The sequence below is a fragment of the Enterococcus sp. 4E1_DIV0656 genome (assembly GCF_002140695.1).
Lineage (GTDB): Bacteria > Bacillota > Bacilli > Lactobacillales > Enterococcaceae > Enterococcus_D > Enterococcus_D entomosocium.
The window spans coordinates 2,070,218-2,084,608 of record NZ_NGLF01000001.1; the positions used below are offsets into that span (position 1 = coordinate 2,070,218).

Here is a 14,391-nt window from a genome sequence, read left to right on the forward strand (position 1 = left end):
AATGAGCTTCTTTTAGGCTGGAGAGTTGTCCGAGTGGCCGAAGGAGCATGATTGGAAATCATGTAGATGGCTATCGCTGTCTCAAGGGTTCGAATCCCTTACTCTCCGTTTTAAACTTAGGTCCGTTGGTCAAGTGGTTAAGACACCGCCCTTTCACGGCGGTAACACGGGTTCGAATCCCGTACGGATCATTACAATTTAATGAACAACCTTCGGGGGTTTAGCTCAGCTGGGAGAGCATCTGCCTTACAAGCAGAGGGTCAGCGGTTCGATCCCGTTAACCCCCATTACGGTTTGGTAGTTCAGTTGGTTAGAATGCCTGCCTGTCACGCAGGAGGTCGCGGGTTCGAGTCCCGTCCAGACCGTTTCATTAATTTTGTAAAACTTATATTTTCTTATATGGCTCGGTAGCTCAGTTGGTAGAGCAATGGATTGAAGCTCCATGTGTCGGCAGTTCGATTCTGTCCCGCGCCACCATGGAGGAGTAGCGAAGTGGCTAAACGCGACGGACTGTAAATCCGTTCCTTAGGGTTCAGTGGTTCGAATCCACTCTCCTCCATTCATAGGGGCATAGTTTAAAGGTAGAACAGCGGTCTCCAAAACCGTTAGTGTGGGTTCAATTCCTGCTGCCCCTGCCATTATATATTTAACAGTTCTTATCACGGCGGGTGTGGCGAAGTGGTTAACGCACCGGATTGTGGCTCCGGCATTCGTGGGTTCGATTCCCATCACTCGCCCTTTCATTTTTGGGGTATAGCCAAGCGGTAAGGCAACGGACTTTGACTCCGTCATGCGTTGGTTCGAATCCAGCTACCCCAGTACAATCTTCACTTGATTGTAGATTGCAACAATAGTATAATGGCGGTATAGCCAAGTGGTAAGGCAGAGGTCTGCAAAACCTTCATCACCGGTTCAAATCCGGTTACCGCCTTAGTACTAAATACTAACCTTTCAACATGCCGGCGTGGCGGAATTGGCAGACGCGCTGGACTCAAAATCCAGTGCCCGTTGAGGGCGTGCCGGTTCGACCCCGGCCGCCGGTATCATTGATGTATCAGTCTTTTATAAGATTGATACATTTTTTTGTTTATAAAAGTCTACAAATACGATTTTGGAGGACAACTCATATAGCAAAGATTTTTTTGTTTTGTTACTATTGAAAGCCTTTCCTTAATCTTGTATAGTTTTTACATGAATAGCTGCAAGGAACAGGAGAGGGGGGATCAAATTGAAATGGTATGAGAATAGAATCAAATCAGCGATAGATGGGACAAATCCAATGGTGATCAAAGAATTGTCTGGCAGTTTTGCTGTTTATGGCGATGTCCAATTTCTTCCTGGATATTGTGTATTATTACCTAAAAGAGAGGTGGCTTCTTTAAAATGATCTAGATTTAAATGAGCGACAGGTTTTCTTAACTGATATGACTCTTTTAGGAGATGCTATAATACAGGCTTGTTCTCCATTGAGAATCAATTATGAACTATTGGGAAATACCGATAACTTTCTTCATGCACATCTTTTTCCCCGTTATGAATGGGAAACCGGCGAAGCGAAAAAAATGCCTGTTTGGTTGTATGACAAATCCCATTGGACTAATCCAGAGTATCACTATTCAGAAAAAAGTGATGGAGAGCTAAGACAAAAGATAGCCTCTTGTTTAGAAAATGCCTATCGTTTGTCTAATGAACCTTTCTAATCTAGTAACCTCAATAAAAGAACCTCCATGAAGCGATCGCTTCATGGAGGTTCTTTCCTTAGATTAATCAATATACTTAAGAACTGCGACTTCTTTTGGTTTCAGAACTGCCAACTGTTTGGTTTCTTTGGTTAGAAGGTCTACTCCAGCGGCTTTCAGCTTCACTTCTGTTGTCTGCTCGGTATGGTTTAAGAAAAAGACGAGTGTATAGCCAGCACCTTTGCGACAGGTAACGGAGATTTCAGTAGGAGCAGCCAAGAAGTGCTGGGCATGAGTCGTTAATTTGTGATTTTCCAGAATGGTCGCTAAAAATGTAGTTAGTCCTTCAAGAGACAATTCTGTTCCCACGTAATACGCATACCCATCGTCGATCCGGTTCATGGTAATGGCGGGCTTATCGGTCAAATAACCGGATTGGAAGGTTGCCAAAGCTTTCGCACCTTTTAGATGAATGACTTCCTCCCATAGAGAATTGTCGTTCCGATGACCTTGAAAGTCAATCTGATGCTGGGTAGCTGCTTTCATTGGGTAAAACTCTTCTACAATGATCCCTAATGTGTCTCTAAACAAGCCTGGATAGCCCCCAAGATAGACTTGGTCATTTTCATTGACGATCCCACTAAAGAAATTGGTCAAGAAGATACCGCCTTGTTGCACGTAATCATGGATCTTCTTACCGAATGCTTCGGGTGCTGAATAGAGATTTGGGGCGATCACTAAAGGATAGCCATCTAGGGATTCGGAAGGATGGACAAAGTCTACGCTCAAATTTAACGCCCTTAGCGCGGCATACAGGCTGCGTAACTGATGAATGTACTTTAAGGTTCTTGGTTTGGCATCCAATTCCAGCGCCCACCAATTTTCCCAGTCGAAGACAACCGCGACATCAGCCAAGAAGCGCGTCCCAACGATTTCGGATAGTTGCGAAAATTCGTTGCCTAATTGTGCACATTCACGAAAGATACGGCTTGACTGAGGATCTCCGTGAGGCACCATCGCACTATGAAATTTTTCCGCACCGCCACGAGACTGTCGCCATTGGAAGAACATGATACCATCAGCACCATGAGCTAGCGATTCATAACTCCAAAGACGCAACTGGTTGGGTGTCTTGGCCCCGTTGATTTGTCGCCAATTAACAGCGCTTGTGGCTTGCTCCATGATCAAGAATGGCTTTTTCTTCAAACTGCGGGTTAAATCGTTAGCAAGAAATTGCGGGTAAGGGATTTTTTCAAAGGGATTCGGGTACGAATTCCAGCTGACCACATCTATTTCAGGTGCCCATTTAAATCCATCTACGTATTTGTGTAAGCCCATAAGATTGGTCATATAAGGAATGTCATGGGAATATTTTGCGATCGCCGCCTTTTCAATTTGATAAAGTTCCAGATTCATGTCGGAAAGAAACCGACGGTAGTCTAATTGCTGTGCAGGATTTTTGAAGGTTGGCATTGACTCTGGTAAGAAAATTTCCTCCCAGCTGCCATAGGATTGACTCCAAAACTTCGTTGACCAAGCATCATTCAATCCAGCGATGGTCAGATATTTCTCTGCTAACCATGTCTGAAATCTTTTCCGACAATGATCGCAATAACACTCGTGGATGTGACAGGTATATTCATTATTGATATGCCACATGACCAGCCCTGGATGATTAGCATAACGGTTTGCGACTGCTTCAGACAAATCGGCGGCATATTGACGATAGATAGGGGAAGTCGGACAGTAGTGCTGGCGCGCACCATGAACCAGTCGATTGCCATGAATGGTCACAGGCAGCATCTCAGGGTGTTTTTGAACAAGCCAAGCGGGAGGAGAAGCTGTTCCATTGGCTAGGTCGATCATGATATTGTTTTCATATAAAAGATCCATCAGCCAATCCAGAAATTCAAAATCATAGGTGGATTCATCTGGCTGCAGATTGACCCAGCCAAAAATATTGATACTTACATAGTTCACACCTGCTTCTTTCATTAAGCGCATATCTTCAAGAATGACTTCTTTAGACCATTGTTCAGGATTGTAGTCGGCACCATAGTAAAGCTGACGTTGCGTTTTCATCAAATCGCTCCTTTATAGACGTTTCTTTAGTATCAAGATACTTGAATCATATCAAATATTCATCTGTTTGATAGCGGTATCATTTGAAAATCATGAAATGATCCAAAAAAACAAAGATAGTTCAATCTGGTTTCGCAACTAGGGCTATAGTCCGCCAGTTCTTTTGCCTTGCTGTTTTTTTTACAAAAATATACAATTGAAAAAGGCGGTAAATTAAAGTATCTAGAATTTATATTCTTTATTAGTTGTTTTTTTATCGGGGGTTTCTTTTTTTAAAATGCATGTTTATAACTATATGATCCGAAAAAACTTTGAATCACGAGTAGAAAAAACACGATGAGTCGAAGAAATGAATAATTATGTGATGTAGAATCAAAAAAAAGAATGACATAAGTTATTCTACAAAATTGCCAAGAAGGAGAGAAAAGTCCATGAACCAGCCAATACAGATCTTTTCTGAGATTGCACCCTTAAAGCGGGTGCTGTTGCATCGTCCAGGAGCAGAATTGGAAAACTTGATGCCGGATTATCTTGATCGCTTGTTGTTCGATGATATTCCTTTTCTAGACCAAGCACAAAAAGAGCATGATTTTTTTGCCGAGACTTTAAGAAACAGAGGGGTGGAAGTCCTTTATTTGGAAGATCTTGCTGCAGAGACATTGTCGACGACCGGTGCCAAAGAAGCTTTTTTAGAAGATTATTTAAATGAGACAACGATCCTTGATGAAGAGATTCGCAACGAAGTGCGCAATTTTTTCCTGTCGATCAAAGATAATCGCTCCTTTATCGATCATACGATGGCGGGCTTGAAAAAAAGTGAGGTAGAAATTCCAAGAGCTAGCAAGTTAACGGCGATCGTTGAAACGGAATATCCTTTTTTGATCGATCCAATGCCAAACTTGTATTTCACGAGAGATCCGTTTGCTACGATTGGTCATAGCGTTTCCTTGAATCGAATGTATTCTGCAACGAGAAGACGAGAAACCCTCTACGGAAAACAAATTTTTACGCACCACCCGATGTTTTCCCGCAATGAGACGAACTTTTTGTATCATCGGGACGAAACGACGCGGATGGAAGGTGGCGATCAGCTGATTTTATCTGATAAAATCGTGGCGATCGGTATCTCTCAACGAACCGAGGTTGCTTCTATCGAAAAAATTGCCGAAACGATTTTTGCTACAGAACCGAGTTTTGAACATATCTTGGCATTTAATATTGGTGAAGAACGAAAATTTATGCACTTAGATACGGTCTTTACGATGGTGGATCATGATAAGTTCACGATCCATCCAGAAATCGAGGGAGAACTTTCGCTGTATTCAATCACTAAACACAAGGACGGTGTGCGAGTATATGAGGAAAAAGATACGTTGGAAAACATTCTTTGCCGTTATTTAGATTTGCCTGAAGTACACTTGATTCGCTGTGGTGGTGACGACTTAGCGGCAGCAGCCAGAGAACAATGGAATGATGGTTCCAATACATTGGCGATCGCCCCAGGGGAAGTCGTGGTCTATGACCGCAATACCATCACCAACGGGTTGTTAAAAGAGGCAGGCGTCAAGTTGAATGAGATCTCAGGAAGTGAATTGGTTCGCGGACGTGGAGGTCCACGCTGTATGAGTATGCCATTTATTCGTGAGTAGGACGAATCTTTGTTATTTTAATTACGGATTTTTGCTTTGAAATTATGAAAGTTAAGAAATAGAAGAGAGAAAAATAAAAGAAAGATTTGAAACGGCATTCTGTTTCTAATCTTTCTTTTTTGTCATCATTTAACCCCCTATAAATTGAAAAGGATTTCTTTTTGTGAAAATGTGTAATTTTTGTGACTTTTATATGTAAAGACTATAAAAAAACGCTAGGAACCTTGTTCTATCGCTAAATTTATGGTACGGTTATATTAGAAAACGGAAATAGGTGAAGGTATTTGCCACTTATTGATTTTTGACACCCTACGATCAGCGAATGCCATATGCTTGATTTGTAGTGGTTTTTTTTGCGGAAAAAAAGGGAAAGCAGGTGAGAAAATGGCAGTAGATGCAATTCGATTATTACAAGAAGCAGAGCAATTTGCTGAAAATAAAAACCAAGAAGCGGAAGCAGAAAAAAAACAATTGGCACAAGAACGCGAAGAACGGTTGAAGGCGTTTAAAAAAGAGTTAGCAGAAAAAGAAGCCCAACAAAAAGAAGCAATCAATCAAAAAATCGCAGCTGAGTTAACACAGTCAAAAGAACCGCTCATGGCTAAAACGAAAGCAGAAGTGGAAACACTACGAACGATCCCTAATGAGTTAAAGGAAGAAGCATTGGCAATAATAATAAATAAGGTTGTGACATAAATGGCAATTGCAAAAATGCAAAAGTTCAGTCTGTTGACCTTTTACGATCAGAAAGAAGCTGTTTTAGAGCAGCTGCAAGACTTTCAGGGCGTAGAACTGCTTTCTTCGGAGAAATACTACGATTCTGAAGAAACGACGGGTGTTTTGACACCGGTTCGCGAGGAACAGTCTGAAGAAGAAATGGAGAACCAGTTTGGTCAAGTCAACTGGAGCTTAAATTTTTTAGAAGAATATGTACCCAAAAAAGGAATGCTGGCACAACTGCGGCAACCAATCAAAAAATATACCCTTCAAGAATTGGCTGAAACAGCCCACACCTATCCCTGGCAAGAATTATGCCAGACCCTTCGTAAACAAGACAAACGTCTTCGCTTGATCGATCAAGAAAAACGCGATGTATTAGCACAAGAAGCAGAGCTGTCGATTTGGAAGTATTTTAAAGAGCGTCCAGCGGTTTTAAAGGAATTAAAAAAATCAGGTGGCTTGCTAGGTTCGATTCCCACTTCTGAAATGGCTGACTTTACGACGAACAGTGAGAAGCTGCCGCTCGTCTATGTGGAAACTGTTTATCAATCACAAACAACCACTTATTTACTGGTCCTTTTCCACAAAGATGTAAAAGAAAAAGTAACTTCACTTCTTAAAAAAGTAGCCTTTGAGCAATACATCTACCCTTATGAGGGCATCCCAGAAGAAGATCTGCAAACGATGAAAGAAAAATCCCAACGTTTAATTGATGAAGAAAAAGAGATCAAATCCTCTCTTCGTGCAATGACAAACGAGCAAGAAACTTTGCGGATCGTTGCCGAGTATTTAGATGGAGCAATCACCCGCTTAAAAAGCAATAAGATGCTTTTACGTTCTACTCATGCGGTCTCGATTTCTGGCTGGGTTCCTGTTGATGGGACGGCCGAATTAGAAAAACGCATCAAAAAAGGAACCACGGATAACTATTACCTCGAATACCAAGAAGTGACGGAAAAAGAGATTAGTAATGTGCCGATTTTATTAGAAAACGCACGTTGGATCAAACCTTTTGAAGGACTTGTTCGGATGTACAGCTTGCCGCAATATGACGAGTTAGATCCGACACCATTTATGGCGCCTTTTTATATGGTGGCATTCGGGATGATGGTTGCCGATTTTGGCTATGGTTTGCTTTTGTTTCTGGCGACGTTTCTTGGGAAAAAGCTGTTCCACCTCAGCAAAGGGCTGGAACAAAACTTGACCCTCTTTCAGTTATGCTCGATCCCTACGATTATTTGGGGCTTGATCTATGGCAACTTCTTCGGATTTGAATTCTCATTCCAACTGTTGTCTGCCCAGGATGATGTCAACCAGATCTTAGTCTTATCCGTGATTTTTGGGTACATCCAGATCATGTTTGGTTTGGCACTGAAATTCTATATTCTATGGAAGAAAAAAGACCAGAAACTGGCCGCGATGTTCCAAGCCGGTTCATGGATCGTCTTTTTGATCAGTGTGGCTTTTGTTGCCGCAGGAATGCTGCTTTTCCCTGACACACCGTTACAAACGATTGGGATCGTAATGATCGCTGCCAGTCTATTAGCAGTGGCCATCGGAGGCAGTTTAGAAGGTAAAACCTTAGCCGGAAAAATCGGTTCTGGATTGTACGGATTGATGGATGTGACCAATTATGTTGGTGACTTGATCAGTTACACCCGTCTGATGGCGTTAGGGGTTGCCGGCGGAAGTATCGCCTCAGCCTTCAACTTGATCATCAGCTACCTGCCGCCAGCAGCCCGGTTTACGGTTGGTATCTTATTATTTGTGGCATTGCATGGCCTAAATATTTTCTTAAGTTACCTTAGTGCGTATGTTCATGGTATCCGTTTGCAGTATTTAGAGTATTTTGGAAAATTCTTTACGGGGGGCGGACGTGCCTTTGACCCGTTCAAATCAAATGAAAATTATGTAGAGATCATCTCAGAAGAAAAGTTACAGGAGGACAATAATGGAAAATTGGATTAGTTTCTTTTACGAAAATGGTGGAATTGTTTTTGCAGCTTTAGGTGTAGCGACCGCAACGATTTGCGGCGGTATCGGATCAACGATTGGTGTTGGGATGACCAGTGAAGCAGCGTCAGGCTTGATCTCAGAGCAGCCAGAGAAATTCGGACAAGCGTTGATCTTAGAGTTGCTGTCTAGTACTCAGGGGTTATACGGGTTCGTAATTTCCTTTATGATCTTTGGTCAAATCAGCGGTTCGCTCTCATTCGATCGCGGATTGTACTTGTTTATTGCTTCATTGCCAATCGCATTAACAGCGATCGTAGCCGGAAAATGGCAAGGACGTGCCGCAAGTGCTGCGATGCAGATTTTAGCCAAAAAACCAGAACATGTGACCAAAGGAATTATCTTGGTAGCGATGATGGAAACGTATTGTATTTTAGGGTTCGTTATTTCCTTCTTGCTTGTCTTGAATTAAGAGGAGGGAAAAGTGAATGTCTGATATTACACGTTTAACTGACAAAATAACCGCTGATGCGGAAAAGAAATACCAGCTGCAAATCAAAGAAGCGAAAAAAGAAAGTGAAAATCAAGAAAACTTGAAGCGAACGCAATTAGAAAAAGAGCTTAGTGAGCGGTTAGCTTTTTATGAAAAAGAAAAACGTGCGGCGATGTATTTGGAAATCTCAGATGTGCATATTCAATCAAGAAACAAGGTCTTGGCAGCAAAGCAGTCGGTCTTAGATGAGCTGTTTACTGAGGCTTTGACCCGTTTAAATACGATGGATCAAGCAGCATTTTATGCGTTTATCGCTAATGGCTTGGCGAATGCAAGGTTAACTGGTGAGGTTGAGTTGCTTTTAGGTGAGAAGACCCGCCATTTAGTGGATGAGGAGCTCCTCGCTAAATTGCAGGCATCTGCCCCAGATGTTCAGCTGAAACTGGTAAATAAAACGATCCCTCGTAAGGGTGGCTTTTTGTTGCGACAAGAAGCGATCGAGTTGAATTTTACTTTTGATGCGCTACTAGAAGCCAACAAAGAAGAGTTAAGCAATACGTTACTGCAATTGATTTTTGAACAGTAAGCAGGTGCAAACAGATGAATGACATCAAATACAATACCTTAAATACGAGAATTCGGACGTATGAATCGCAATTATTCGATCGCAGCCGCTATGAGCGGATGCTCTCGGCTGCTAGCGCAGAAGAAATCTACGGTATGTTGCAAGAAACGGTTTATGGTGACTTCATCAACGAGGATGATCGTGTACACGACTTTGAACATGTGTTGATGGCGGAGTTGAAACGGGTATACGACACGATGTATCAGCTGACACCGGAAAAAGCGATCGTTGATTTCTTTGCTTTGAAATATGACTATCAAAATCTGAAAGTCTTGGTAAAAGCGGCGTACATGCAAGAAGATTTTTCTGAATATCTTGTCCCAATTGGTACCCAGCCGCTTTCCGTCCTTAAGGATCTGGTCAAGACCAGAAAAAGCAATCTTGTTGCCAAAGAGATGGTTGATTGTGTGGAAGAAGTCTTCTCTTATATTGAGAACTACCATGAGGTCCAATCGATCGACATCATCTTTGATAACCACTATTGGGAACAATTGTGGACGATTGGCAAAGAATACGACGACGATCTGCTGCAAAGCTTGATTCGTCGACAAATCGATATTTTCAACATTTCAACAACGTTGCGCAGTTACGCGATGAAACGCAAGCGCGGCTTTATCAGCGCAGTTTTAGCCGATCATGGAAACCTACCTGCAAAAGAATTGTTAGCTGAGATCACGACTTCCCTTGAGGCATTTGTGGCATATTTGCAAGGGACTCCTTATAAAGAACTGATCAATCACAGCTATGAAGAGTTGGTAGAGAAGAAGACCTTGAATACCTTTGATATACGCAAAGACAATTTTCTAATGGCGAAGCTCAAAGAACATAAAATTGTTCCTTTTGGCCCTTCAGCATTGGCAGGGTACTTGTACGCCAAGGAAATTGAAAGCAAGAACTTGCGTATTCTCCTGATTGGGAAAATCAATAAGGTGCCGGAAGAGATTTTAAGAAGTCGGGTGCGTGATAGTTATGCATAAAAAAATAGCAATGATGGGTGGTAAGAACTCGATCTTGCCTTTCAAAGGGCTAGGGATCGACATCTTTCCAGTCAGCGATTTGGATGAAGCCGCCCAACAACTAGAAGAAATGGCTGAAGCCTATGGGGTAATCTTTTTGACTGAGCGATTGATCGAACAATTAGAACCGATCGTTCGCCGCTATGAAGAAGTACCGACACCAGCGATCATTCCGATTCCAAGTAGTACGGGTAGTTTAGGGATCGGCATGGCACGAATTCAGCAAAATGTGGAAAAAGCGGTAGGAATGAATATATTAGATTCATAACAGACAAGTCAGCCAGCTAGGAGGAATAAATGTGGCATTTGGCACAATTGAAAAAGTATCGGGACCACTGGTCACCGCCTCAGGATTAAGTGGCGCAAAAATCCACGAAATCTGCAAAGTCAGTGACAAGGGCCTTATCGGTGAGATCATTGAGATCAAAAAAGGGCTGGTTTCGATCCAAGTATACGAAGAAACAGCGGGAATCGGACCAGGCGAGCCCGTGGAAACGACAGGCGCACCATTGTCTGTCGAACTAGCACCAGGTTTGTTGACTCAGATGTTTGATGGGATCCAACGACCATTAGATACGTTTATGTCGCAAACAGAAAGTGATTTTTTGGAACGAGGGGTTACCATCGATCCACTGAATCGCCAAAAGAAATGGACCTTTGTCCCTCAAGTACAAGTCGGTGATACCGTACAAGGTGGCGACATTTTAGGTTCAGTACAAGAAACATCGGTGATCGAGCATAAGATCATGGTGCCACCAAACTATGAAGGAACCGTCAAAGAAATCATGGTAGGGAATTTTGCTATTACTGAAGTGATCTGTGTCTTAGAAACCATTGAGGGTGAAAAAAACTTGACGATGGTTCAGAAATGGCCGGTTCGTCAACCACGTCCCGTTACTGCTAAATTAAATCCAGGCGAACCACTGGTCACTGGACAGCGAGTCATCGACACCTATTTTCCAGTGGCAAAAGGCGGCTCAGCTGCCGTTCCCGGACCATTTGGTGCCGGAAAAACGGTTGTTCAGCACCAAATTGCTAAATGGTCGGATGTGGATATCGTGGTCTATGTCGGCTGTGGCGAGCGAGGCAATGAAATGCGGGATGTTATGAATGAATTTCCTGAACTGATCGATCCAAATACCGGCAAGTCAATCATGGAACGAACGGTCTTGATCGCCAATACGTCGAATATGCCAGTTGCTGCTCGGGAAGCCTCAATCTATACAGGAATCACGATTGCAGAATATTACCGTGACATGGGCTATAGTGTTGCTATCATGGCAGACTCAACATCACGTTGGGCAGAAGCGCTGCGGGAAATGAGTGGACGATTGCAAGAGATCCCAGGAGATGAAGGCTATCCGGCGTACCTTGGAAGTCGAATTGCGGAATACTATGAGCGAGCAGGGCGTTTCCATTCATTAGGCACACAACCTCGGGAAGGAAGCATTACCGCAATTGGTGCGGTTTCACCTGCTGGTGGAGACATCTCAGAACCGGTCACCCAAAATACCTTACGAATCGTGAAAGTCTTCTGGGCATTGGATAGTATGCTGGCGCAAAAACGGCATTTTCCTTCCATCAACTGGATGAATTCCTATTCCCTTTACGAAGATCAAATCAATTCTTATTTAGATCAATTATTAGGCGATCGCTGGTCGGAGCTAGTCAATGAATCAATGGCGATTCTCCAAGAAGAAAGCCGTTTAGAAGAAATCGTTCAATTGGTAGGGATGGATTCTCTTTCTCAAAGAGACCGTTTGACAATGATGACAGCCCGTTCTTTGAGACAAGATTACTTGCAGCAAAACGCCTTTGATGACGTTGACACGTATACATCTCGCAATAAGCAGTTCAAAATGTTGGAGAATATTCTTTACTTTAATGAACAAGCCCAACGTGCACTGCAGCTAGGTGCTTACTTAGATGAGATCACAAAAGGAACGGTTGATCTGCGTGAGCGCATCGCCCGCAGCAAATACATTCCTGAAGAAGAATTGACCCGCTTGGATACGATCAAGCATGACATCAAAGAAAAGTTACAACGAATCATTGAAACTGGAGGTGTTCATTGATGTTAAAAGAATATCGTACAGTTTCCGAAATTGCCGGCCCTTTAATGGTGGTCGAAAATGTTCGAGGCGTTAAATTCGACGAACTCGTTGAGGTCCGCATGGACACAGGCGAGATCCGTCAAGGACAAGTACTGGAAGTCAGTGATGACAATGCTGTTGTCCAAGTATTTGAAGGTACCAGTAATTTGAGTGCTGAAGAAAGCAAAGCAAGGTTTCTAGGAACTGGTTTAACTTTAGGGGTTTCTCTAGATATGATGGGTCGGGTTTTTGACGGTTTAGGAAAACCAAAAGATAATGGCCCGAGAATCTTGCCCGAAAAACGCATCGATGTAAATGGTGAAGCCATCAATCCGATGGCACGGGACTTCCCGGATGAATTTATCCAAACTGGGATTTCAACGATCGATCATTTAAATACATTAGTTCGTGGACAAAAATTACCAATCTTTTCTGCTTCTGGTTTGCCTCATAAAGAGATCGCTGCTCAAATTGCACGACAAGCAACAGTACCCAGCCAAGAAGGCAATTTTGCGATCGTCTTCGCAGCAATTGGGATTCCGTTTGAAGAAGCTGAATTTTTCGTGGATGAATTCCGCAAAACCGGTGCATTAGATCGATCTGTTTTGTTTATGAACCTTGCCAACGATCCAGCAATCGAACGGATCGCTACTCCTAAGATGGCATTGACTGCAGCAGAGTATTTGGCTTTTGAAAAAGGCATGCACGTCTTAGTGATCATGACCGATATGACGAACTACTGCGAAGCATTGCGAGAAATCTCCGCTGCCCGCCGAGAAGTTCCGGGACGTCGCGGCTACCCAGGGTATCTATACACCAACTTAGCTACACTGTATGAACGGGCAGGACGTTTGATGGGCAAAGAAGGATCGGTCACACAGATTCCGATCTTAACGATGCCAGATGGCGATAAAACCCACCCGATTCCTGATTTGACTGGCTATATCACAGAAGGACAAATCATTTTGTCGCGAGACCTTTACAAACGCAATATCAATCCGCCAGTGGATATTTTGCCAAGTCTTTCTCGGTTGAAGGACAAAGGAACGGGAGAAGGTAAGACCCGTGCAGATCATGCGGCAACGATGAATCAAATTTATGCCGCCTATTCCGATGGGAAAGCTGCCAAAGAGTTATCGATCGTTTTAGGAGAGTCTGCCTTGTCTGATCTTGATAAAAAGTACGCGCGTTTTGCAGATCTTTTCGAAAAAGAGTATGTCAACCAGGGATTTGAAACCAACCGGACGATTGAAGAAACGTTAGATTTAGGCTGGAAGCTATTAGCTACCTTGCCAAAACAAGAGTTGAGCCGTATCAAAGAAGAATTTATCGACGCCTATTACCCAACGGACGAGGATGTGAGTTCTTAATGGCGATCTTAAATGTCAATCCAACTCGGATGGAACTAAGTCGTTTGAAAAAACGGCTGACGACGGCAACCCGTGGTCACAAATTATTGAAAGACAAGCAAGATGAGCTGGTGCGCCAATTCATTCAGCTAGTAAAGAAAAACCAGGAGCTTCGTAAAAAAATGGAAACTGCGCTGCAAGCAGGGATGGAAGAGTATGTGCTGGCTTCTAGTAGTATTCCCGATGTCGTTTTGCAAGAAGCATTTATGATCCCTTTAAATAAAGTGACCCTAGATGTACAAAGTCGGACCATCATGAATATGGATGTGCCAGTGTTAAATCCTGTTTACGAAGAAGAGAGCTCCGATGATGACTTTTCCTACGGTTTTGTAAGTACCACCAGTGAGCTGGATCTCTCGTTGTCTCATCTTGATCAGATGCTGCCAGTGATGCTTCAGTTGGCCGAAATCGAGAAAACCTGTCAACTGATGGCCAATGAGATCGAGCGGACGAGGCGAAGAGTCAATGCGTTAGAGTATATGACGATTCCCAAGCTGACGGAAACCATTCAATACATCGAAAGCAATCTGGCAGAAGACGAACGAGCAACATTGACCCGCTTGATGAAGGTCACAGATATCATTGCGGAAAATGAAGCAAAGTAAGGATTTTGCCAATCATTTGGAAGAATCAAAAAAGGCACGTAGAAGGGGGTTCCTTTCTACGTGTCTT

General features: G+C 43.0%; 11 protein-coding genes, 11 tRNA genes and 1 pseudogene. 22 read left to right on the plus strand and 1 reads right to left on the minus strand.

Annotation, left to right across the window (positions count from 1 at the left end):
* Positions 1-19 precede the first annotated feature (19 nt).
* The 12 genes and pseudogenes from A5882_RS09705 (at position 20) to A5882_RS09760 (ending at position 1,700) form a co-directional block, all read left to right on the plus strand.
* Positions 20-108: transfer RNA gene (locus tag A5882_RS09705), tRNA-Ser, on the plus strand.
* 11 nt (positions 109-119) lie between these two features.
* Positions 120-191 (plus strand) — tRNA-Glu (locus A5882_RS09710).
* Positions 192-214: 23 nt separating this feature from the next.
* Positions 215-287: transfer RNA gene (locus A5882_RS09715), tRNA-Val, on the plus strand.
* 4 nt (positions 288-291) lie between these two features.
* Positions 292-365 (plus strand) — tRNA-Asp (locus tag A5882_RS09720).
* Between the two features lie 36 nt (positions 366-401).
* Positions 402-477: transfer RNA gene (locus A5882_RS09725), tRNA-Phe, on the plus strand.
* A gap of 1 nt (position 478) precedes the next feature.
* Positions 479-559: transfer RNA gene (locus A5882_RS09730), tRNA-Tyr, on the plus strand.
* A gap of 5 nt (positions 560-564) precedes the next feature.
* Positions 565-638, plus strand: a tRNA-Trp gene (locus A5882_RS09735).
* Between the two features lie 26 nt (positions 639-664).
* Positions 665-737: transfer RNA gene (locus A5882_RS09740), tRNA-His, on the plus strand.
* Between the two features lie 10 nt (positions 738-747).
* Positions 748-819: transfer RNA gene (locus A5882_RS09745), tRNA-Gln, on the plus strand.
* A 41-nt stretch (positions 820-860) separates the two neighbouring features.
* Positions 861-931, plus strand: a tRNA-Cys gene (locus A5882_RS09750).
* Between the two features lie 27 nt (positions 932-958).
* Positions 959-1,043, plus strand: a tRNA-Leu gene (locus A5882_RS09755).
* 236 nt (positions 1,044-1,279) lie between these two features.
* Positions 1,280-1,700 (plus strand): annotated as a pseudogene (locus A5882_RS09760) (HIT family protein).
* A 63-nt stretch (positions 1,701-1,763) separates the two neighbouring features.
* On the opposite strand, the gene A5882_RS09765 reads toward A5882_RS09760, so the two are convergent.
* Positions 1,764-3,761 (minus strand): beta-galactosidase, encoded by a 1,998-nt coding sequence (locus A5882_RS09765; RefSeq protein ID WP_086372694.1) that lies wholly within the window; start codon positions 3,759-3,761, stop codon positions 1,764-1,766.
* A 431-nt stretch (positions 3,762-4,192) separates the two neighbouring features.
* Between A5882_RS09765 and arcA the strand changes: the two genes are divergently transcribed.
* The 10 genes from arcA to A5882_RS09815 all read left to right on the plus strand — a co-directional run bounded on the left by arcA (position 4,193) and on the right by A5882_RS09815 (position 14,324).
* Positions 4,193-5,410, plus strand: a complete 1,218-nt coding sequence (arcA, locus tag A5882_RS09770) for an arginine deiminase (RefSeq protein WP_008380978.1) — start codon at positions 4,193-4,195, stop codon at positions 5,408-5,410.
* Positions 5,411-5,794: 384 nt separating this feature from the next.
* On the plus strand, positions 5,795-6,106 hold the full coding sequence (locus tag A5882_RS09775; RefSeq protein ID WP_008380980.1) for a hypothetical protein: 312 nt from the start codon (positions 5,795-5,797) through the stop codon (positions 6,104-6,106).
* Entirely contained in the window at positions 6,107-8,098 is a 1,992-nt protein-coding gene (locus A5882_RS09780; protein WP_086299642.1) for a V-type ATP synthase subunit I, read from the plus strand. It abuts the gene before it with no gap.
* Positions 8,082-8,555, plus strand: coding sequence for a V-type ATP synthase subunit K (locus A5882_RS09785; protein ID WP_005237160.1), 474 nt, complete (start codon positions 8,082-8,084; stop codon positions 8,553-8,555). Before A5882_RS09780 ends, A5882_RS09785 begins: the two co-directional genes overlap by 17 nt.
* 16 nt (positions 8,556-8,571) lie before the next feature.
* Complete coding sequence (locus A5882_RS09790) at positions 8,572-9,162, plus strand: V-type ATP synthase subunit E (protein WP_061053898.1); 591 nt, start codon at positions 8,572-8,574, stop codon at positions 9,160-9,162.
* Positions 9,163-9,176: 14 nt separating this feature from the next.
* Positions 9,177-10,178 carry a V-type ATP synthase subunit C gene (locus A5882_RS09795; protein ID WP_005237156.1) on the plus strand — a complete coding sequence of 334 codons (1,002 nt, stop codon included), beginning with the start codon at positions 9,177-9,179 and terminating at the stop codon, positions 10,176-10,178.
* Positions 10,171-10,485, plus strand: a complete 315-nt coding sequence (locus tag A5882_RS09800; protein WP_005229240.1) for a V-type ATP synthase subunit F — start codon at positions 10,171-10,173, stop codon at positions 10,483-10,485. The genes A5882_RS09795 and A5882_RS09800 overlap by 8 nt, the downstream gene beginning before the upstream one ends.
* A 31-nt stretch (positions 10,486-10,516) precedes the next feature.
* Entirely contained in the window at positions 10,517-12,292 is a 1,776-nt protein-coding gene (locus A5882_RS09805; RefSeq protein WP_008380990.1) for a V-type ATP synthase subunit A, read from the plus strand.
* Complete coding sequence (locus tag A5882_RS09810; RefSeq protein WP_005237151.1) at positions 12,292-13,680, plus strand: V-type ATP synthase subunit B; 1,389 nt, start codon at positions 12,292-12,294, stop codon at positions 13,678-13,680. The genes A5882_RS09805 and A5882_RS09810 overlap by 1 nt, the downstream gene beginning before the upstream one ends.
* Entirely contained in the window at positions 13,680-14,324 is a 645-nt protein-coding gene (locus tag A5882_RS09815; protein ID WP_005229243.1) for a V-type ATP synthase subunit D, read from the plus strand. Before A5882_RS09810 ends, A5882_RS09815 begins: the two co-directional genes overlap by 1 nt.
* The last annotated feature ends 67 nt before the right edge of the window (positions 14,325-14,391 follow it).